General features: G+C 60.2%; 15 protein-coding genes. 5 read left to right on the top strand and 10 right to left on the bottom strand.

Going from position 1 to position 20,704, the window contains the following annotated elements; all coding sequences use genetic code 11:
* Positions 1–96: 96 nt before the first annotated feature.
* On the top strand, positions 97–1,554 hold the full coding sequence (locus tag RYB66_RS23685; protein ID WP_316895634.1) for an NAD-dependent succinate-semialdehyde dehydrogenase: 1,458 nt from the start codon (positions 97–99) through the stop codon (positions 1,552–1,554).
* A gap of 192 nt (positions 1,555–1,746) precedes the next feature.
* Here RYB66_RS23685 and RYB66_RS23680 read toward each other — a convergent pair whose 3' ends face one another.
* The gene (locus RYB66_RS23680; RefSeq protein WP_316895632.1) at positions 1,747–2,676 is read right to left on the bottom strand and encodes a glyoxylate/hydroxypyruvate reductase A; all 930 of its coding nucleotides are present in this window, start codon (positions 2,674–2,676) and stop codon (positions 1,747–1,749) included.
* Between the two features lie 284 nt (positions 2,677–2,960).
* On the opposite strand from RYB66_RS23680, the gene gabT reads away from it, so the two are divergent.
* The 4 genes from gabT to RYB66_RS23660 all read left to right on the top strand — a co-directional run bounded on the left by gabT (position 2,961) and on the right by RYB66_RS23660 (position 7,394).
* Positions 2,961–4,265 (top strand): 4-aminobutyrate--2-oxoglutarate transaminase, encoded by a 1,305-nt coding sequence (gene gabT, locus RYB66_RS23675; protein ID WP_005745738.1) that lies wholly within the window; start codon positions 2,961–2,963, stop codon positions 4,263–4,265.
* 81 nt (positions 4,266–4,346) lie between these two features.
* Positions 4,347–5,003, top strand: a complete 657-nt coding sequence (locus RYB66_RS23670; RefSeq protein WP_316895881.1) for a 2-haloalkanoic acid dehalogenase — start codon at positions 4,347–4,349, stop codon at positions 5,001–5,003.
* Between the two features lie 47 nt (positions 5,004–5,050).
* The gene (locus RYB66_RS23665) at positions 5,051–5,539 is read left to right on the top strand and encodes an Lrp/AsnC family transcriptional regulator (protein ID WP_002555947.1); all 489 of its coding nucleotides are present in this window, start codon (positions 5,051–5,053) and stop codon (positions 5,537–5,539) included.
* Positions 5,540–5,897: 358 nt separating this feature from the next.
* A complete protein-coding gene (locus tag RYB66_RS23660; protein ID WP_057405259.1) occupies positions 5,898–7,394 on the top strand; it encodes a methyl-accepting chemotaxis protein in 1,497 nt (498 codons plus the stop codon).
* A gap of 28 nt (positions 7,395–7,422) precedes the next feature.
* Here the strand turns inward: RYB66_RS23660 and RYB66_RS23655 are convergent, their stop codons facing one another.
* The 9 genes from RYB66_RS23655 to RYB66_RS23615 all read right to left on the bottom strand — a co-directional run bounded on the left by RYB66_RS23655 (position 7,423) and on the right by RYB66_RS23615 (position 20,395).
* Positions 7,423–9,006, bottom strand: a complete 1,584-nt coding sequence (locus RYB66_RS23655; RefSeq protein ID WP_057405260.1) for an ABC transporter ATP-binding protein — start codon at positions 9,004–9,006, stop codon at positions 7,423–7,425.
* Between the two features lies 1 nt (position 9,007).
* The gene (locus RYB66_RS23650) at positions 9,008–10,030 is read right to left on the bottom strand and encodes an ABC transporter permease (protein WP_004663151.1); all 1,023 of its coding nucleotides are present in this window, start codon (positions 10,028–10,030) and stop codon (positions 9,008–9,010) included.
* Positions 10,030–11,097 carry a microcin C ABC transporter permease YejB gene (locus RYB66_RS23645; protein ID WP_005745742.1) on the bottom strand — a complete coding sequence of 356 codons (1,068 nt, stop codon included), beginning with the start codon at positions 11,095–11,097 and terminating at the stop codon, positions 10,030–10,032. Before RYB66_RS23645 ends, RYB66_RS23650 begins: the two co-directional genes overlap by 1 nt.
* A 1-nt stretch (position 11,098) precedes the next feature.
* Complete coding sequence (locus RYB66_RS23640) at positions 11,099–12,982, bottom strand: extracellular solute-binding protein (protein ID WP_316895627.1); 1,884 nt, start codon at positions 12,980–12,982, stop codon at positions 11,099–11,101.
* Between the two features lie 144 nt (positions 12,983–13,126).
* On the bottom strand, positions 13,127–15,952 hold the full coding sequence (locus RYB66_RS23635; protein WP_316895625.1) for a TonB-dependent receptor: 2,826 nt from the start codon (positions 15,950–15,952) through the stop codon (positions 13,127–13,129).
* 99 nt (positions 15,953–16,051) lie between these two features.
* Positions 16,052–16,453 (bottom strand): ExbD/TolR family protein, encoded by a 402-nt coding sequence (locus tag RYB66_RS23630; protein WP_002555939.1) that lies wholly within the window; start codon positions 16,451–16,453, stop codon positions 16,052–16,054.
* Complete coding sequence (locus RYB66_RS23625; RefSeq protein WP_003435083.1) at positions 16,453–17,139, bottom strand: MotA/TolQ/ExbB proton channel family protein; 687 nt, start codon at positions 17,137–17,139, stop codon at positions 16,453–16,455. Before RYB66_RS23625 ends, RYB66_RS23630 begins: the two co-directional genes overlap by 1 nt.
* A gap of 74 nt (positions 17,140–17,213) precedes the next feature.
* Complete coding sequence (locus RYB66_RS23620; RefSeq protein WP_410478420.1) at positions 17,214–18,062, bottom strand: energy transducer TonB; 849 nt, start codon at positions 18,060–18,062, stop codon at positions 17,214–17,216.
* Positions 18,063–19,240: 1,178 nt separating this feature from the next.
* Positions 19,241–20,395 (bottom strand): cysteine desulfurase family protein, encoded by a 1,155-nt coding sequence (locus RYB66_RS23615; RefSeq protein WP_005782396.1) that lies wholly within the window; start codon positions 20,393–20,395, stop codon positions 19,241–19,243.
* Positions 20,396–20,704: the final 309 nt, after the last annotated feature.

The following is a 20,704-nucleotide window of genomic DNA, read 5'->3' as shown; positions in this document are numbered from 1 at the left end:
AAATTTCAGCATCGGACGCTGCCGTTATCCTGCTTTCAGCATCCTGGACTGCGGCGCCTGCCTAGACTGGCAGGTATTCCGAAACAGGACTCGACCATGCTCAAGAATCAGTTGAAAGACCCCAGCCTGCTGGTAGACCGCGCCTACGTCGATGGGCAATGGATCAGCGCTGACGATGGTGCAACGCTGACCATCAGCGACCCGGCGACCGGCGAAACGATCGCGCAGGTTCCGGCCCTGAATGGCCCTGAAACCCGTCGCGCCATCGAAGCTGCGGATCGTGCCTGGCCCGCCTGGCGCGCACGTCCCGCTGCCGAGCGCGCGGCGCTGCTGGAGCGCTGGCATCAGGCAATGCTCGATAACGTCGAAGACCTGGCGCTGATCATGACCCTTGAGCAGGGCAAGCCGCTGAACGAATCACGCGGCGAGATCCGCTATGGCGCCAGCTTCGTCAAATGGTTCGCTGAAGAGGCGCGCCGCTCCTACGGTGAAACCATCCCCGCGCCCAGCGCAGACCGCCGTTTGATGACCCTCAAGCAGCCGGTGGGTGTGTGCGCCGCAATCACCCCGTGGAATTTTCCCAACGCAATGATCACCCGCAAGTGCGCGCCAGCCTTGGCTGCCGGGTGCCCGATCATCGTCAAGCCATCGGACCTCACGCCTTTGTCGGCGCTGGCGCTGGCGGTATTGGCCGAACGCGTGGGTATTCCTGCCGGTGTGTTCAACGTCATTACCGGCATGCCCGCAGGCATTGGCGAAGAACTCACCGGCAACCCGGTGGTGCGCAAGATTTCCTTTACCGGCTCGACCCCGGTCGGCCGCTTGCTGATGCGCCAGAGCGCCGAACACATCAAGCGTCTGAGCCTCGAACTGGGCGGCAACGCGCCCTTCATCGTGTTTGACGACGCGGACCTGGAACAGGCGGTGACGGGCATCATGCTCAGCAAATTCCGCAACGCCGGGCAGACCTGCGTGTGCGCCAACCGGATTCTGGTGCAAGACGGCATCTACGACCGTTTTGCTGCACGGCTGGTGGAGGAAGTGAGCAAACTCAAGGTCGGCAACGGCCTGGAAGAGGGCGTGACCATTGGCCCGCTGATCAACCCGGCGGCGGTCAGCAAGGTTACCCGGCACATTGATGATGCGCTGAGCCAGGGCGCGAAGTTGCTGCATGGCGGCCGTCCCGATGGCACCAGCCAATTCGTCCAGCCAACGGTATTGGGCGAAACCCATGCGGGCATGCTGCTGGCCAACGAGGAAACCTTCGGGCCTGTTGCGCCACTGATGCGCTTCACCGACGAAGCCGAAGCGCTGGCACTGGCCAACGCCACGCCTTATGGCCTTGGCGCGTACTACTTCACCCAGGACCTGCGTCGCTCATGGCGTTTCGGTGAGGCGCTGGAGTTCGGCATGGTCGGCCTCAACACCGGCATCATCTCCATGGAAGTCGCCCCGTTCGGTGGCGTCAAACAATCCGGCCTGGGCCGCGAAGGCTCCAGCTACGGCCTGGATGAATACCTGGAAGTGAAGGCGTTTCATGTGGGGGGGTTGTAGTGTTCAGAACGGCGTACCAACGCGGAGCGTCGGCACGATAGTTGAGATTATCGTTCCTCACGCTCCAGCGTGGGAATGCAGGTCGTGACGCTCCGCGTCACAAATCCACAGAGCACAGCACGCTCAAGATCGGACGCGGAGCGTCCAGAACTGCATTCCCACGCGGAGCGTGGGGAACGATAATCCAACGCATCAGTAACCCTGGCCGCGATCCACCTGCCCCTGCATTGCTTCACCACGCTCAAAGCGGCGAATGTTATCGAGCAGGCCAGGAAAGGCGCTTTCCGGTTGGGTCATGGCCGCGACATGCGGTGTCAGCATGATCTTCGGGTGTTGCCAGAACGGATGATCAGCCGGTGCCGGTTCCTGTTGCAGTACATCCAGCACCGCAGCGCTCAACTGGCCGCTATCCAGTGCTTCAAGCAGGTCCGCTTCCACCAGATGCCCGCCACGGCCCATGTTGATCAATGCTGCACCTGGGGGCAGGCGCTCGAAAAGCTGGCGATTGAGGATGCCTTCAGTTTGCCCGGTCAGCGGCAACACACACAGCAGAATGTCGCACTGACCAAGAAACGCACTCAGCTGTCCTTCACCCGCATAACACGTCACGCCGTCTACCTGATGCTCGCTACGCGCCCAGCCCGACAGCTCGAAACCGAATGGTTTTAGGGTCGACAGAATATGCTGCGCCTGCAAGCCCAGCCCCATCACACCCACGCGACGCTTGTGCGCCGGTACCAGCGGATGAGCTTTCCAGACGCCCTCGACCTGCTGCTGCCGATAACGCAGCATTTCCCGGTGCAGGCTCAGTACCGCCAAAGACGCGTACTGACACATCCCGTGACTGATGCCGGGGTCCAGCAGACGAACCACCGGCAAGGACTCGGGAATACGGCTCAGGTCCAGTTGATCGACGCCCGCAGACAAGGCGAACAGCACCTTCAGGTTGGGCAGCAGCTCCTGTAGATCGTCAGGTGCCAGCCAGGAGCCCAAGTAGTGGATATCGGCCGGGTCGCCGATATCCGGCCACACCCGCCATTCAATGTCCGGCGCATGCTCGGCAAACAGGACACGCCAGCGTTCGGCGCGTGCGGGGTCGGCTTTATAGAGCAGGGCGGGCATGGGCGTTTCCTGAGTGTGAAAGTGGAGCCCCATCATGCCGCAAGTCGAAAGCAGGATCTGTCGAAACAGCCTTTTGCAGAGCATCGGGATGACTGAAAAGCAGCGTTGCCCGGCAGATTGCGTGGTGCTCGCAAGGCATGAAGGAATCTGCCGTTTGCGAGGCGAAAAACAGTTGATCTGGACATCTGAGAGGGCAAGTTCGGCGTAGATCATTTCGCTGAACGCTTAACCTGAACAGCATCGCAGCCACCCCGTCGGCTGCCAGGCCCACGACAGGTAAAACCATGAACAGCAAAGTCGACGAAACACCTCATCTGCTCCGCCAGCGCGATCAGTTCGTGCCGCGAGGCATTGTCACAGCCCATCCGCTGGTCATCGACCGCGCGCAAGGTTCTGAACTGTGGGACGTCGATGGCAAGCGCTATCTGGATTTCGTCGGCGGTATCGGCGTGTTGAACATCGGCCACAACCACCCCAACGTGGTCGCGGCGATTCAGGCGCAACTGACCAAGGTCACCCACGCCTGCTTCCAGGTGGCGTCCTATCAGCCCTATCTGGATCTGGCCAAACGCCTGAGCCATCTCATCGCGGGCCAGAGCGGCATCGATCACAAGGCCGTGCTTTTCACCTCTGGCGCCGAAGCGGTCGAAAACGCGGTGAAAATCGCCCGCGCTCACACCAATCGCCCGGCAGTTATCTCGTTCCGCGGCGGTTTTCATGGCCGTACACTGCTTGGCACCACGCTGACCGGCATGAGCCAGCCGTACAAACAGAATTTCGGCCCGATGGCCCCCGAAGTGTTCCACACGCCGTACCCGAACGAGTATCGCGGCGTGACCAGCGAAGTCGCGCTGGCGGCGTTGCACGAGCTGTTGGCCACCCAGGTCGCACCGGAGCGTGTGGCGGCGATTCTGATCGAGCCGATGCAGGGCGATGGCGGCTTCCTGACTGCGCCGGTGGAGTTCATGAAGGCCTTGCGTGCGCTGACCGAGCAACATGGCATCGTGCTGATTGTCGATGAAATCCAGTCCGGTTTCGGGCGTACCGGCAAATGGTTCGGTTTCGAGCATTCGGGTATCCAGCCTGATCTGGTGACGGTTGCCAAGAGCCTCGCGGGCGGCATGCCGCTGTCAGGCGTGGTCGGTCGTGCCGAGATCATGGATGCACCGCTTCCGGGCGGTCTGGGGGGCACTTACGGCGGTAATGCGCTGTCCTGTGCCGCGGCACTGGCAGTGATCGATACGTACGAACAGGACAATCTGCTCGCGCGTGGCGAACAGCTGGGCGAACACTTGCGTGCCGGTCTGCTCAAGCTCAAGGACCGTTACACCTGCATCGGCGACGTGCGCGGCACCGGCTTCATGCTCGCCATGGAACTGGTCAAGAACGACGCCGCACGTAGCCCGGACGCTGATCTCAATCAGAAGATCATTGATCAGGCACGCATTGGCGGTCTGCTGGTGATCAAGTGTGGTGTGTACCGCAACGTGTTGCGTTTCCTCGCACCGCTGGTCACCACAGAGCAGCAGATCGATGAAGCACTGACCATTCTCGATGCCGCCTTGGCACGAGTATTGAAGTCCAGCTGAGCGTAGACGTGGTCGCGGTTGTCGCGAGACGCTGCGACCACCCGCGCTGGGGATCATTGTTGAATGGAGACGTTGCCTGCCATGGGGCTTATTGATTACCGCGCACTGCTGATCGATTGTGATGAGGTTCTGGTGGACCGTGATTCGGGTGTCTGGGCGGCGTTGCAGCCGTTGCTGGAAAACGGTCTGAACACACCGGATAAAGACTCGGTCCTGACCGAATTCAATGATGTTGTGCGCACGCTCTATCCGCGCTTCGACGAATTGGGATTCAGCGGCCTGCTGTGCTTTGCGCACCGGCAACTGGCCGAGCGCCTTGGCATCAAGGCCAGTTGGGAAGAAGGTATGACCTTCGCCCGTTCCGTGCCGAACTGGACGCTGTTCGAGGATGCACCCGGCGCGATGCTCTACCTGCGCAAGTTCTATCGGCTGCTGGTGTACGCCGACCGGGACCTGCAGGATCGCGGCATCCTGTGCGAACGGCTGGGGCTCGAGCCCGACAGCCTGCTGTCACTGACCACCCACCCGCTGGACGACACGGCGTGGCTTGCCGACATGGATCTGGAGCCGCGTGACACCCTGATAGTGTCACGCCCACCGGCCTCGGCGCTGAGCACTGGCGGGCTGTGCCTGATCCGCCGCAGCCGCGAACAGCACCGTCAGCCATGCACTGCCGACCTGTGCATCAACAGCATGGCCGATCTCGTCGCTCAGCATCAGCTGTCTTTACGGCGCTGATTTTGCTAGAAGGTAGGCACCGTGAATGGCAATACAAGAGGTAGGTAATGGAAGGCTTGGTCAAACTGGATCGGATTGATATCAATATCCTGGTAGAACTCCAGAAAGACGGGCGCATGACCAACGTCAGCCTGGCCGACGCCGTCGGGCTTTCCGCAAGCCCTTGCCTGCAACGCGTCAAACGTCTGGAGTCGGCAGGTTATATTTCCAGCTACAAGGCGCACCTTAATCTGGCCAAGATCACCGAATCGGTCACAGTGTTCACGGAAATCTCCCTCAGCGACCACAAGCGCGAAGACTTCGCCAAATTCGAAGCCAACATCCGTCACGTCGACGAAGTGCTGGAGTGCCACCTGATCAGCGGCGGCTACGACTACCTGGTGCGCTTCATGACCCGCAGCATTCAGCACTATCAGGAAGTGATCGAAGAACTGCTGGACAAGAACATTGGCATCTCCAAGTACTTCAGCTACATCGTCATCAAATCCCCGGTCATGAAAGACGGCGTGCCACTGCGCAAACTGTTGCGCCACTGAATCTCTAGCTCGGAGAGGACGCAGAGCGTCCAGAACGGCATACCCACGCGGAGCATGGGCACGATAGTGTTTGCCCGGCCACCGCGTGGGCCGCCCGTTCCGCGATCCCCCAGACACTTATCGTTCCGCACGCTCCAGCGTGGGAACGCCCTTCGTGACGCTCTGCGTCACAAATCTGCGTAGCGCCGCTTGCTCAAGCCAGAGAGATCGTCGCGCCTCAACACTGACCGAATAATATATTTCTGAAATTCTGGCATAGGGCCACCATCCAGATGGCACGTTGGCCGGGGTTTTGCTCGTGCAGATCTGAAAACCGACGGGGCCCCCTGTCGCCATGGATTTCAAAAGGATGTGTTCGATGCCCGTAGCCCCTCGTTTCCTGGACCATTACCGCAAGGCCGACCGGATCATGCTGGGCCTGATCTGGCTATTGTTCATCTACGCGCTCGGGTTGGCGTTCTGGTTTGATACGTTCACCCAGGCAGTCGTGGTCGGTGGCGGCACCGCGGTGGTGCTGACCGGGCTGTATCGTGCCATCGGCGGCACCCGATTGATGCGCTGCTGTGTGGGTGTAGGCCTGATGGTCATGGCCGCGCTGCATATCAATCAGGCGCACGGGCTGATCGAAATACATTTCGGCATCTTCGTCTTCCTCGCCGTGCTGACCTTCTACCGCGACTGGCTGCCGATTCTGGTCGCTGCCGTCACCATTGCCATCCACCATATCGGTTTCCACGCCCTGCAGCATGCGGGCTTCCCGGTTTACGTCATGCACCACGGCGGCGGCTGGAGCATGGTGATGGTGCATGCGGTGTACGTCGTTGTAGAAAGCGCGATTCTGGTCTATCTGGCCGTGCAGAATCAGGCTGAAGCGGTCGAGAATCAGGACATGCTCGATCGAATGCTGGCCACCACCAATCAGTTTTCGCCCAATAGCCAGACAAGCGAGCGTTCGGCCAAACGCGTGCCGCTGGCGCAACGTTTCGAGCAGTTTCTGGAGCAGATCACCAGCCTTGTCGACGGCGTGGTGCGCGACACACGCGGGCTCGGCGAGCTGGGTCATGACCTTGCCAAGGCCAGCGGTACGCTGGAAGCCGGAGCACAGCATCAACTCAGCGAGATCGCCCGCATGACCGGCGCAATGCAGCGCATGGGTGATGCCATGAACGATATCTCCAGCCATGTTGCGCAAGCCGTGCAGCGTGCCGGTGATGCAAGCGATCAGGTGGCTCACGGACGCGACAGCGTCGACCGTGCGCAGAGCGAAATCACTCAGCTTGCCGCGCGCATCAACACCACCGATGAAACCGTGCAGGCACTTGCCAACCAGTCAGAGCAGATCGGCAAGGTGCTGGACGTGATCGGCAGTATTGCCGAGCAGACCAACCTGCTCGCGCTGAACGCAGCGATTGAAGCTGCACGAGCCGGAGAGCAGGGCCGGGGCTTTGCCGTGGTGGCCGACGAGGTGCGCAATCTGGCGCAACGCACAGCGTCGTCGACCAAGGAAATCCAGACCATCATCGAAGACCTGCAAAAGGGCAGCCGTCAGGCCGCTACAGCCATGAACGACAGCCTGCAAGGCGTCGGGCGTTGTGTGGAAAACAGCCAGCGGGCGTCGGAATCCCTGCGTGCAGTCGGCGAAGGTATCGGTCATATCACCCAGCTTAACGGCCTGATTGCCACGACCACTGAACAGCAGTCCACCGTCAGCCGGGAAATCGCCGATCAATTACGTTCGGTGCAGACCATCGCCGAGCACACCGCCGCCAATATCGGTGTGCTGGCGACCAGCAGCCAGAGCCTGTCGCCGCTGGCCATACGCCTGGAGGCGCTAGGCCAGAGTTTCCACAACTAGCTTTCGTACCTGGCTTTCAAATTCAGGCTCAGGCAAACACCAGCCCGGAAGAACGCAGCAGTTCCTGAGTATAGGCCTGCTGCGGCGCGGCGAAGATCTCGCGGGACGGGCCTTGTTCGACCACCTTGCCGTCCTTGATCACAATCAGGTCATGCGCCAGCGCATGGACAACCGCCAGGTCATGGCTGATGAACAGGTACGTCAGGCCATGACGGATTTGCAGGTCACGCAGCAGGGCGACGATCTGTTTCTGCACCGTACGGTCGAGCGCTGACGTCGGCTCGTCGAGCAGGATCAGATCCGGCTCAAGCACCAGCGCCCGGGCGATGGAAATGCGCTGGCGCTGACCGCCGGAAAACTCGTGCGGGTAACGATGCCGGGTTGCCGGATCCAGCCCGACTTCCTGCAACACCCGGATCACCGTCTGCTCACGCTCTTTCGGCGTGCCGATATTGTGCGTCACCAACCCCTCGGCGATGATCTGCTCCACGGTCATGCGCGGGCTGAGGCTACCGAACGGGTCCTGAAACACCACCTGCAACTGACGACGCAACGGGCGCATCAGGTGCTGGCTGTGCAGGCTCAGCTCCTTGGTGCCGAAACGGATGCTGCCCTCTGAATCGACAAGACGCAAAATCGCCTGGCCCAGGGTCGATTTGCCCGAGCCGGACTCGCCGACAATCCCGAGTGTCTTGCCCTTGAGCAGCTCGAAACTCACCCCATCCACCGCCTTCACATACTGCGGCTCGCGCTTGAACCAGGCTTTGCCCAGCGGAAACCAGACTTTCAGGTCCTGCACCGACAACAGCGTGTTGCTGTGCGTGGACGGCACCGGCTCGCCGTCTGGTTCTGCGTTGATCAGCAAGCGGCTGTAAGGATGCTGCGGATTGTCGAACAGCGTCTGGCAATCGGCCTGCTCGACGATTTCGCCCTCACGCATCACGCAGACCCGCTGAGCGATGCGCCGCACCAGATTGAGGTCGTGGCTGATCAGCAGCAGCGACATGTTCAGCCGCTGCTGCAAGGATTTGAGCAACTCCAGAATCTTCACCTGCACGGTCACGTCCAGCGCGGTGGTCGGCTCGTCGGCGATCAGCAAGTCGGGCTCGTTAGCCAGTGCCATAGCAATCATGATGCGCTGGCGCTGCCCACCCGACAGTTGATGCGGATATGCCTTGAGGCGTGACAGCGGGTCGCGGATGCCGACCAGTTCCAGCAGCTCCAGGGTGCGGCTCAGCGCGGCCTTGCCTTTGAGGCCCTTGTGAGTGACGAGAATTTCGCCGATCTGCTTTTCGACCGTGTGCAGCGGGTTCAGCGAGCTCATGGGCTCCTGAAAAATCATCGCCACACGGTTGCCACGCAGGCTGCGCAATTGCTTGTCGCTGGCAGTAACCAAGTCGAGCCCGTCATAGCGAATCGAGCCCTGGGTGCTGACGGTTTTGGCCGGCAACAGACGCAGAATCGAATGCGCAGTGACCGACTTGCCCGAGCCGGATTCGCCGACCAGCGCCAGGCACTCGCCACGGCGGATGTCGAGGCTGACGCCATGCACCACTTCATGGCCGTTGAAGGCGACCCGCAGGTCGCGAATTTCAATCAGGTTGTCTTGCATGTCAGCTCCGAGGATCAAACGCGTCGCGGCAGGCTTCGCCGATGAACACCAAAAGAGAAAGGATCAGAGCCAGCGCTACGAACGCGGTCAGCCCCAGCCAGGGCGCTTGCAGGTTGCGCTTGGCCTCGCCGATCAGTTCGCCCAGCGAAGCGCTGCCAGCGGGCATGCCGAAGCCGAGAAAGTCCAGCGCGGTCAGAGTAGCGATGGCACCGGTGATGATGAACGGCAGGTACGTCAGGGTGCTGGTCATCGCGTTGGGCAGGATGTGCCGCCACATCAGCGCGGCATCGGTCAGGCCCAGTGCGCGGGCGGCTTTCACGTATTCAAGATTACGCCCGCGCAAAAACTCGGCACGCACCACGTCCACCAGCGAAAGCCAGGAGAACAGCGCCATGATGCCCAGCAACCACCAGAAACTCGGTGACACGAAGCCGGACAGAATGATCAGCAGATACAGCACCGGCAAACCCGACCATATTTCCTGAATGCGCTGGCCGATCAGGTCGGTCATGCCGCCGTAGTACCCCTGAATCGCCCCGGCGCAGACACCGATCACCGTGCTGATCGCGGTCAGCAGCAGCGCGAACAGGATGGAAATCCGCGCGCCGAACAGCACACGTGCCAGCACGTCACGGGCCTGCTCGTCAGTGCCCAGCCAGTTAGTGCCGTCGGGCGGGCTGGGCGAGGGCGCGTCCAGGTCGTAGTTGATGGTGTCGTAGCTGAACGGGATCGGTGCGAACAGCATCCAGCCGTCTTTGGCGGCGATCAGCTTGCGCACGTAGTCGCTTGAATAGTCCGGTTCGAAGGGCAGTTCGCCGCCGAAATCGGTTTCCATGTAGGTGCGCAACACCGGGTAATACATCTGCCCGTCGTAGCTGACCAGCAGCGGCTTGTCGTTGGCGATCAGCTCGCCGCACAGGCAGACCAGCATCAGGCCGATGAAGATCCACAGCGACCACCAACCGCGACGGTTGGCCTTGAACAGGTCGAAGCGGCGCCGGGTCTGGGGAGAGAACTCGAACATCAGGCGCTCCTCGCGGAAAAGTCGATGCGTGGGTCGACCAGCGTGTAACACAGGTCACCGATCAGTTTGATCAGCAGGCCGAACAGCGTGAACAGGAACAGCGTGCCGAACACGATGGGGTAGTCCCGCGAGACCGCCGCCTCGTAACTCATGCGCCCCAGCCCATCGAGGCCGAAGATGGTTTCGATCAGCAGCGAGCCGGCGAAAAACACTTCGATCAACGCCTGCGGAATGCCCGCGATGACCAACAGCATGGCGTTGCGAAACACATGGCCGTACAGCACGCGATGCTCGGTCAGGCCCTTGGCGCGTGCCGTGACCACGTACTGACGGCTGATTTCGTTGAGGAAGCTGTTCTTGGTGAGGATGGTCAGCGTGGCGAACCCGCCGATTACCAGCGAGCTGACTGGCAACACCAGGTGCCACAGATAGTCTTTCACCTTGCCCCAGGTGCTCAGGCTGTCGAAGTTCTCCGAGAACAAACCCTGCGCCGGAAACCAGCTCAGGTAGCTGCCTCCGGCGAACACCACAATCAGCAGAATGGCGAACAGAAACGCGGGCGTGGCGTAGCCGATGATCACCAGCGTGCTGCTCCAGACGTCAAACGCACTGCCATGCCGCACCGCTTTGCGTATGCCCAGCGGGATGGAAATCAGGTACGTGATCAGCGTCGCCCAAAGCCCGAGTGACAGTGACACCGGAAGCTTCTGGGCAATCAGTTCGGTGACCGGCGCGCCACGGAAGAAGCTGGTGCCGAAGTCCAGCTGTGCGTAATTCTTGAGCATCAGCCAGAGTCGTTCGTGCATCGGTTTGTCGAAACCGTAATGTTCCTTGATCTGCTCGATCAGCGCCGGGTCGAGCCCGCGCGTGCTGCGGCTGGCGGTGCCGCTTGCGGCTACTTCGCCACCGCCGCCACCAACACCATTGGGGCTGAAACCCTGAATGCGCGCGATGGCCTGCTCGACCGGGCCACCGGGGGCGGCCTGCACGATCAGGAAGTTGACAATCAAAATGGCCAGCAGCGTGGGAATGATCAGCAGCAGGCGTCGAATCACATAAGCCAGCATTTCAATACTCCTTGGCAGCGGCGGGCTTGCCGGTCAATGCAGCGGCCTGAGCGTTGGTCAGCGGGGTCGGGCTGATCTGCCACCAGGTTTCCAGACCAACGTCATAGGTCGGTGCCACATCAGGCATGCCGAAACGGTTGGCGAACACCAGTGGCGTGCCCTTGGAGTAGTAGTTGGGAATCATGTAGTAGCCCCATTGCAGGACCCGGTCCAGCGCCCGCGCGTAGAGCACCATATCGTCGCGCGTATTGGCGCTCACCAGCCCGTCGATCAGCGTGTCCACCGCGGGATTGCGCAGCACCATGGCGTTGGAGCTGCCCACTTCGGTGGCGCTTTGCGAGCCGTACAGGTTGTACAGCTCACGGCCAGGGGAAATGATCGGATTACCGTTTTTCGGCAGGCTGACCACGATCATGTCGTAGTCCCGCGCATTGAGCCGGTTGATGTACTGCGCCGAATCGATGCGCAGGAAATCCAGGGTGATGCCGATCTGCGCCAGCGTGCGCTTGAAGGGCAGAATCAGGCGATCGAAACCGCCTTGACCATCGATGAAGCTGAACACCATCGGCTCGCCCGCCGCGTTGACCAGCTTGTTGTCCTTCGGATGCCAACCGGCTTCGGCCAGCAGCTTGAGGGCCTGCAACTGTTTGTCACGGATGTAACCGCTGCCGTCGGTTTTCGGTGGCTGATAGACCTTGCTGAACACCTCTTCCGGCACTTGGCCGCGCAAGGGCTCGAGAATTTTCAGCTCGGCCGGGGTCGGCAGCTCGGTGGCGGCCATGTCGCTTTTCGGAAAGTAGCTTTGTTCGCGCACGTAGAAATTGCGCATGACCCGGCGGTTGATCCAGTCGAAATCCCACAGCAATGACAGCGCCTCACGCACGCGGCGGTCCTTGAAGATCGGGTTGTCCAGATTGAACACAAAACCTTGTGCGGCGACCGGACGTTGCCGGGCGAGAATGCGCTTTTGCAGACGCCCATCGTCAATCGCCGGGCCGCTGTAGCCGACCACAAAGCCGGAAGATGAGAACTCGCGGTTGTAGTCGAACATCCCGGCCTGCAGCAGCTGGCGAGCGATTTCGGTGTCGCCGTAGTAGTTCACGGTGAGCGTGTCGAAGTTATACAGGCCACGGCTGACCGGCAGGTCCTTGCCCCACCAGTCCTTGACCCTTTCAAAGACCACGCTGCGCCCGGCATCGACCTTGGCGACCCGGTAGGGCCCGTTGCCCAGCGGTGGCTCGAAACCGCCGCCGTTGGCGAAGTCGCGGGTCTTCCACCAGTGCTCGGGGAGGATGTGCAGGCTGGCGATGTCCAGCGCCAGCATGCGGTTGAGGTTGTTCTTGAAGTCGAAGCGAATCTGCAGCGGCCCTTCGATGGTCACCTGTTTGACGTCGGCGAACATAGGGCGATAGCTGAAGCTGGCCTTAGTGGTCATCAGCTCGAAGGTGTAGCGCACGTCTTCGGCGGTGACGGGCTTGCCGTCCTCGAAACGCGCCTTGGGGTTGAGGAAAAAACGAATCCACAGACCGTTCGGGTCCATCTCCATCTTTTCCGCGATCAATCCATAAACGGTGTACGGCTCATCCAGCGAGCGATAGGCCAATGGTGAGTAAACCCAGGTATCGACCTGCACCACATTGATGCCCTGATCGACATAAGGGTTGAGGTAGTTGAACTGGCCGATTTCTTCCGCCGAACGGGTCAGTGAACCGCCTTTGGGGGCGTTCGGGTTGACGTAGTCAAAGTGCTGGAAGCCAGCCGGGTATTTCGGTGCCTCGCCATAGACGGTCAAGGCGTGAGTCGGGGCGGCCTGAGCGACCTGCCAGCAACTGCACAGCGCAACACCCAGAATCAGGCGCCGCAGAAAACGGATATGACGCAACATGATGGGGCTTTCCTCGTACGCACTGAATGACGATGAGTCGCGAAAAAGCCCCCGGCCGGGGAAGGTGGATGAAACCTGGGCCGGAGGGGGCGAGCTCGCAATCTGACGTGGCCCAAGGAGCGTGTATGGGCCACGTCGTCACACTCAGAAGTGGTAAGTCGCGCGTGCGAACAGGGTGCGGCCCAGCGGGTCGGCGTAACGAGGGTCGTAGCCGGACTGGAAGTTGTAGGCCTGGTTGGAGAACGGCGGGTTGCGGTCGAACATGTTGCGCACACCCGCGTCGATATCCAGCACCTTGTCGAAGGTATGACCCACCGACATGTCCCACAACGCATACGACGCGACGCGCGCATTGGTGGTGCGGTCGTAGTCGTTGTAGCCGCTGGTGAAGCGGTTGGTGATGGAAGCGCGGGTATCGCCCAGTGCCCAGGTGCCGGTCAGAACGTGTTTCCAGCGCGAGATCACGCCGTCGCCCTGGAAGTCGCCGACCTTGTCGGTGTACGGGCCGTCGATGATGTTCTGGAAGTCATAACGGGTCACATAGGTGCCGGTCATGCCCAGACCGAACTGACCATAAGGTGTGTTCGGAAAGCGATAGTCGAGCGTTACGTCGACGCCGCTGGTCTTGACGATACCCAGGTTGGCGTTGCCGGTGACGATGTTGGCAATCGAACCATCAGCAGCGCGCACGTAGCGGTCGGCGTAGGTGTTCGGATCATCAAACACAGTCGACTCGGGGAACGCCTGGATCTGGTTGGAAATGTGAATCCACCAGAAATCCAGGCCCATCGACAGGTTGTTGACCGGCTGATAGACGAAGCCCAGCGTCATGTTGCGGGCTTTTTCCGGGGCCAGATCGGTGTTGCCTCCACCATTATTGAGGAATTGCTGCTGGCAATCACGACCAGCGTTACCACCCGGCTGAACGACGCCACCGGCACACAGAACCGGGTCGTTGTAATAGCCCTGAGTGAAAGTCGTACTGCGCGGGGCATACAGCTCGTAAAGCGACGGCGCGCGGAAACCTTCGCTGTAGGCACCGCGGACCACCAGTTGCTTGAACGGCTGGTAGCGGAACGAGTATTTCGGATTGGTGGTGCTGCCGAAGTCGCTGTATTTGTCATGACGAACGGCGGCGGTCAGTTCAAGGCTGTCCAGCACGGGGACATTCAGTTCGGCGTATTGCGCCTTGACGCTCCTGTCACCTTCGACGCTACCGGCGGCATCTGCGCCCAGGCTGCTGATGTCGTTGACGTAGGCTTCGTACTGCTGATGCATTTTCTCTTTGCGGTATTCGCCGCCCAACGCCAGACCCGCAGGGCCTGCACCGAACCAGTCACCGATTTCCCGGCTGATGCGCGCATCGAGCCCGGCCACCCGGCCCACAGCGCTGGAGTACTGGCCGTGATATTCGCTGGCATCGATCAGCGCCTGACCGGCAGTGGTTTGCGGGCCGAACGGGTTAAGGGTGCCATTGGCCAGGCCGTTGAGCATTGCAGCGTCACTGACATACCCGTTGGTGAGCGATGACAGGACTTTGTTCTGGTTGTAAGAAGCACCTACGTTGTAGTCCCAGCCGCCCACCAGGCCGTCGAAGTTCAGCAGAAAACGCTGGCTGGTGTTCTGGTCGCTGGACCCGCGTGGCCCGGCCGCCGTTTCTCGCCAGGCTGTGCTGATCGGTTGGGTCGGGTCGAGAGTAAAGTCGGTCGGTGCCGGAGTGATGCCGTTGCCGGGATAAAAAGGCGACGATGAGTCCAGAGACAGGCCGGTGAGAGGCGCTGGCCCGATATCGGTATGGTTGTTGTTACGCGCCCAGAAGTATTCGAGGCTGACGTTATGATCGTCTGCCAGCTTGCCGGTGGCCTTGCCAAAAAACGAGGTCTTTTCGGTTTGCGGGATCAGGTCGATGTATTCACGGGTGCTGAACCGGCAGATGCCGTTGCTGGCGATCAGGTTAGGGCCGCCGCAGTTTCTGCCCAGCGGGTTGGCAGAGTTGTCACCCTGGAAGTAATTGCCGGGATAGGCCGTACCGGAGGTCTGATTGAGCCCGCGTCCTGGCACGTAATCTCTGGCAAACGAGCGGTCGTTGGCGTCCAGGTTTTGCTGCTTGTTGTAGTTGAAGACACCCATGACGTTGAAGCGGTCTTGCTCCAGATCGCCAAAGCCCCAACTGGCGCTCATGTCCTTGGTGGCACCGCCGCCGCTGGCGGTCGGGGTTTCTCCACCCAGGGTCAGGCTGCCGTCGGTCAGGGATTTTTTGGTGATGAAGTTGATCACACCGCCAATGGCGTCAGTGCCGTATAGCGCCGAGGCGCCGTCACGCAATACTTCCACACGGTCGATGGCGGCAAACGGGATCATGTTCAGGTCGATGGCGCTGCCGTTGGGCGTGCCCACACCCGACAGTGCGTTATTGGCCAGACGGCGGCCGTTGAGCAGCACCAGCGTCTTGTTGGCGCCGATACCGCGCATATCGGCAAACGAGGCACCTCCTGTTCCTGCACCGACCGAGCCTGCGCTGTTGTTGATCGACTGGCTGCCGGTGATGCGCTGGACCATTTCCTGGGTGGTGGTCACGCCCTGTTTCTTCAAGTCGTCAGCGCGCAGGATGGTAATTGGCACTGCGGTTTCGGCATCGACCCGGCGGATCGCCGAACCGGTCACTTCTACACGTTGCAGCTGGGTCGTGGCAGGCACAACCGCTGCGCTGGTGGACACGGCCGAGCCGCTTGTGTCCGCGTCGACGGCGTCTGCCGCCTGAGCACCGCTCATGCCCATGGCCAATGCACAAAGCAGGGCACGTGGATGACGCCGGACCGCGAGGGCCAGTGGTTTGAGGGTGCAACCGGGAAGATTCATCAGCATGGTTAGTTCCGACTTGGTCCAGACGTTATTGAAATGGCCTTGTGAGCCCTCTGTTCCCGACGCGGTTGTGCCGAGCGGGAGTTCCACTTCTTCTTTTTCCAGCAAGCCGCTCCCCTCCAGAGGCTTTTCAGCCCACGGACAACCGCATTTACGGGGGTCGGGTCAGACGGCTTCGCGCGGCGAAGCCGTCAAATCACCTGAGGGTCATTTCGCCGTCATGACGGATATCTTCGTAATGCCCGAACGCTCGATGGACGCCATGGCCTTGGCCACCTGGCCATAATTCACGGCGGTATCAGCCTGCAACTGGACGCGGATTTCCGGGTCCTTGGCCTTTTCGTCCTGCAGGCTTTTTTCCAGCAGTTCCGGGGCGATTTCCGATTTGGCGAGGTAGAACTTGCCGTCCTGATCAACGCTGACCACCACCGGGTTTTTCTTCTCGGCAGGGGCGACCGCATCAGTCTTGGGCAGGTTGACCTTGATCGCGTTGGTCATCAGCGGCGTGGTGACGATGAACACCACCAGCAGCACAAGCATCACGTCGACCAGCGGCGTGACGTTCATTTCGCTGAGTACTTCATCGCTGTCCTGAGTGGAGAAAGACATTAGCTGGCCTCCCGAACGGCATGGCCATTCTTGCTGGCGATGGGCTGACGGGTGACCGCGAAGGCGCTGCGCTGGGCGAGGGCGTCGAAGTCGTGGGCGAAGTCATCCATGTCGGCCACGGCGAGCTTGAGGCGGCGCAGGAAGAAGTTGTAAATCAGCACCGCAGGCACCGCAACGGCGATACCCACGCCGGTGGCGACCAGCGCATGGCCGATAGGGCCGGCGACCGCTTCCAGGCTGGCCGAGCCGGTCACGCCGATGCTTTGCAGTGCTTCCATGATCCCCCAGACCGTACCGAACAGGCCGATGAAGGGCGCGGTGCTACCGATACTGGCGAGAATTGCCTGACCACTTTCCAGTGCGCGGCGCTCTTTTTGTATCTGCTGGCGCAGGTTGCGCTCCAGGCGGTCCGAGCGGTTGATGGTGTGCGCCAGTTGTTGCGTAGTGCGCGGCGACTCATCGACCGCCATTGCCTCAAAACCGCTGTTGGCAATACGTGCCAGCGCTCCAGGATATTGTGCAGAGTGCTCGGCGGCGGTCAGCAGGTCCGGCGCGCTCCAGAACGCCTTGGTGAACTGTTTGTTCTGCGATTTCTGACGCACGTACTGCGCCGACTTGATCAGCAACAGTGCCCAACTCAATACGGAAAACAGAATCAATGCCCAGAGCACGGCCGGGACAATCATGGAAGAGAGCGATGCGTTCATGGTTTAAACCTCACCAGCTTTAATAATTGAAGTGTCGGTTGTCAGGTGCCGGATCATTCCGGCAACTTGAAGTCGATGGTCTGCGTCGCGAAGCCTTCTATCGGCGTGTCACCCCGTTTGGCCGGAATGAACTTCCAGTTGCGCACGGCCTCAACGGCGGCTTCGTCCAATACCGGTTTGCCGCTGGATTTGGTCACCTCGACAGCGCCAGCGCGGCCGTTTGGCAGCACCTTGATGCGCAGAATCACGCGACCTTCCCAACTGCGGCGCAAGGCCAGCCCCGGGTATTCCGGCGGCGGGTTGCCCAGGCTGGCGAGCCCGGATACGGCAGCGCTTTCCTTGGCTGGCGCAGGTGGCGCAGCAGGTGCCGGAGGTGCGGGCGCAGGTGCGGGCGGCGCAGGCGGGCTGGGCGCGGCAGCAGGCGTTGGCGGGCTGGGCGCGGCAGCAGGCGTTGGCGCAGGTGGCGTCGGCTTTTTCACCGGCTCGACTTTCTTGACCGGCTTGGGCTTCTCGACCTTTGGCTTCTCCACCGGTTTTGGCGGCGGCTCTACCGCGTCCGGGTCCTCGACCGGTTGTTCCGGCTCGGGTGGTGGCGGCGGAGGTGGCGGAGGTGGCGGCTCGGGCGGCGGCGGTTCCGGGGCGGGAGGTGTCGGGCTGGTCAGCTCAATAGTCATTTCCGGAACTTGTGGTGCAACTTCCGGCAGGTCTGGCTGGGCAGTTTGCATGTACCACCAGATCACGCCATGGATAAGTACTGACGCAGCAATCAACACCATTACTTGTGGCTTGTTAAGGCCACCCGGTCGTGACGTATTGGCGCTGAAAGGAATGCCCTGCCACGCCGTCGAAGTGTCATCGGGCGAGGGAGAGGGAACCGCTTTCATTATTACCGCATCATTCATTAACGCTCCCTCGGGTAGTTAAAGGGCAATAAAAATCCGTTCGAATATTTTTGTGAATATTCGACTGAGGGCGGCCTGCACACTGTTTATATGCAGCGCACCGCGGTGCCTGCGCGCGGCAGGCTTAAACAGGGAAAAGCGGTGTACATCAGGGCGCTGGCATTGCTGATCCTTGCTTCTTATCGTCATGTACGGGGACGTACAGCGATGTTCCTGAATGCTTACATTGCAACCGCTGTGCCAGAAAGCCCACGCAGGGACCGTTGATTCAGAGCGGGTGTCGCATTCATGTAACTATTTATCGAATCCCGATTTCATGGACTTCGAAGGTATTCAAATGAAGGACTCCTTAAACAAAACAGCAGACAAATTCGTACCCTCTGCTGTGCCAGACGCGTTCGAAACTCGTGACCTGCTAGTCACTTTCCTGAATGCACCAATACTGTGTAACGAGGATCAAGTTGGTGCGCTAGTTACTCAAGACTTCATAAAGGACTGCTCCATGTGGGTCCGTGTTTATATGATCAGTAACCGTTAAAGGGAAAAAAGCCATCGCACGAATGATGGCCAAATGAAACCACCTCAAATAAAGTGTCGGACAATCTTTATATGTGGGTTGCCCGTCAATTAAAAAACAGGGGGTTTATCCTTATTGCGCGCACAGTTCTGCAAGGCCCTGATTAATCGTCAGAACATTCAAGGGCACACGCAAAATGACTTACGTCCAGACGTGCAGAGCCGTCGAAAAACAACATGTAGATCTGGATAACGCGAAGGCGACCGGGCAGGCACCGTCCAAGGCAGGCAATGCCTCAGGGGTAAGCAGCCAGCGTAACGGTGGTCTGACACAAGACTGATAGAGCACGGCTAGATTCCTTTCCTGGCGAGGAGAAAGACTTGTGGTCTGCCCTCCTGCACTGTTTGTGGACGCTCTGGCGTCCGTTAACTGCACTTTGGTGCGTGTAGGCACCCCTTGAATGCAGCGTGCACCAATGGTTTATGGCACGACCGTTCCACTTGAAAGAACTGTGCCAATTTGTGTCTTTTTGTATCTGGAGGGGTACATTTTATTTAGCGGCACGCTGCAAATGGCGAGCTACAAGGCAGCAGCTTTGGCGGGAAGGGAAGAAATGGAAGCAAGCCGCCCGCTGAAAGGCCGGCTTGAGAGGCGTTGCAAATTACCAGAACGCAGCAGGTGCGCTGAGCGCCTTGCTGAATACCTCAATGGCACGCTCGACGTCTGCCTGCGTGGTGTAGCGGCCAAGGCTGACACGCACGCTGGCCAGGGCCTTGGCTGAATCCATACCCAAAGCGAGCAACACATGCGAGGGTGCATTGCTGGCCGAGTTGCACGCGGATGTAGAAGACAACGCCAGGCTGTGGGATAGCTGCGAGCTGGTGAAGCCACTGCGGGTGATGCACAGGTTCAGGGTGTGCGGGATGCGTTGTTGCGGACAGCCGTTGAGCTGCACATCCGGCAGGCTCAATAAGCCTTCGCGCAGGTGGCGACTCAGCTCTTCGATACGGCGGTTTTCAGTGTCGGCCTGGCTGATCGCCAACGCAAAGGCTGTACCCATGCCAACGATCTGATGGGTGGCCAAGGTGCCCGAACGAAAGCCGCCTTCATGTCCGCCGCCGTGGATCTGCGCTTTCAGCAACGAATGCGCGCGTGGGCCCACGTACAGCGCGCCAATACCCTTGGGGCCGTAGGCCTTGTGCGCCGAGAACGACATCAGGTCGACGGCCAGACTCGCCAGATCGACCTTCACCTTGCCGACGCCCTGCGCAGCGTCCACATGAAACAGCGCGCCGTGCTCGCGCACCAAGGCGCCAATGCTGGCGATATCGGTCAGCGTGCCCAGCTCGTTGTTCACCAGCATCAGTGATACCAGCAGCGTGTCTTCGCGCAGGGCAGCCTGAACCGCCTGCGGCTGGATCAGGCCCTGGGCGTCCGGTTTCAGCCAGGTGACGGGAAAGCCCTGACGCTCCAGCGTGCTGACGGTATCGAGCACTGCTTTGTGCTCCAGAACACTGGTAACGATGTGCCGACGCTGCGCGCTGCTGTCGTGAGCGATGCCCTTGATCGCCAGGTTGTTGGACTCGGTAGCGCCGGAGGTCCAGACGATGGTATCCACAGGCGCACCCACCGCATCGGCCACCTGACGCCGAGCCTGCTCGACGGCCTGCCGCGCAACCTGCCCGTAACCATGCCCGCTGGATGCCGGGTTACCGAAATGACCTTCGCGGCCCATACAGGCAACCATGGCTTCGATGACCTGTTCATCGACAGGCGTGGTAGCGGCGTAATCCAGATAGAGCGCAGAGGTGGTCATGGGCAATTCACTTTGTAATCGAGTCAGAATCAAGGGCTGGCGGTACAAGGCCGATTGCTTGAAAGATTACTGATGCGCACGCGAAAATTTATTGATATTTACCCGGGTGTTAGCGCTCAATGCGAAAAATTATTCGCTTTCAATTGGATTTAAACGATTAAAAATCCTAGGATGCTGTTTCAGACGCAGAATCGCATCCAGACACCCCTCACCGTTGTGTGACGCAGAGCGTCACGAAAGGCATGCCAACGCGGAGCATTGGCACGATAGTCATCGCCCAGACATCGATCGTTCCTCACGCGTGAGGAA

This window comes from Pseudomonas syringae group sp. 243L2 (assembly GCF_032587875.1).
Lineage (GTDB): Bacteria > Pseudomonadota > Gammaproteobacteria > Pseudomonadales > Pseudomonadaceae > Aquipseudomonas > Aquipseudomonas amygdali.
The sequence above is the reverse complement of the archived record's forward strand: the minus strand, read 5'-3'. Positions and strand labels throughout refer to the sequence as shown.

Bases quoted from the DNA above. Each gene is read 5' to 3' on its own strand.
- RYB66_RS23685 (WP_316895634.1), top strand. From the start codon at position 97: ATGCTCAAGAATCAGTTGAAAGACCCCAGCCTGCTGGTAGACCGCGCC.
- RYB66_RS23680 (WP_316895632.1), bottom strand. From the start codon at position 2,676: ATGCCCGCCCTGCTCTATAAAGCCGACCCCGCACGCGCCGAACGCTGG.
- gabT (WP_005745738.1), top strand. From the start codon at position 2,961: ATGAACAGCAAAGTCGACGAAACACCTCATCTGCTCCGCCAGCGCGAT.
- RYB66_RS23670 (WP_316895881.1), top strand. From the start codon at position 4,347: ATGGGGCTTATTGATTACCGCGCACTGCTGATCGATTGTGATGAGGTT.
- RYB66_RS23665 (WP_002555947.1), top strand. From the start codon at position 5,051: ATGGAAGGCTTGGTCAAACTGGATCGGATTGATATCAATATCCTGGTA.
- RYB66_RS23660 (WP_057405259.1), top strand. From the start codon at position 5,898: ATGCCCGTAGCCCCTCGTTTCCTGGACCATTACCGCAAGGCCGACCGG.
- RYB66_RS23655 (WP_057405260.1), bottom strand. From the start codon at position 9,006: ATGCAAGACAACCTGATTGAAATTCGCGACCTGCGGGTCGCCTTCAAC.
- RYB66_RS23650 (WP_004663151.1), bottom strand. From the start codon at position 10,030: ATGTTCGAGTTCTCTCCCCAGACCCGGCGCCGCTTCGACCTGTTCAAG.
- RYB66_RS23645 (WP_005745742.1), bottom strand. From the start codon at position 11,097: ATGCTGGCTTATGTGATTCGACGCCTGCTGCTGATCATTCCCACGCTG.
- RYB66_RS23640 (WP_316895627.1), bottom strand. From the start codon at position 12,982: ATGTTGCGTCATATCCGTTTTCTGCGGCGCCTGATTCTGGGTGTTGCG.
- RYB66_RS23630 (WP_002555939.1), bottom strand. From the start codon at position 16,453: ATGTCTTTCTCCACTCAGGACAGCGATGAAGTACTCAGCGAAATGAAC.
- RYB66_RS23625 (WP_003435083.1), bottom strand. From the start codon at position 17,139: ATGATTGTCCCGGCCGTGCTCTGGGCATTGATTCTGTTTTCCGTATTG.
- RYB66_RS23620 (WP_410478420.1), bottom strand. From the start codon at position 18,062: ATGAATGATGCGGTAATAATGAAAGCGGTTCCCTCTCCCTCGCCCGAT.
- RYB66_RS23615 (WP_005782396.1), bottom strand. From the start codon at position 20,395: ATGACCACCTCTGCGCTCTATCTGGATTACGCCGCTACCACGCCTGTC.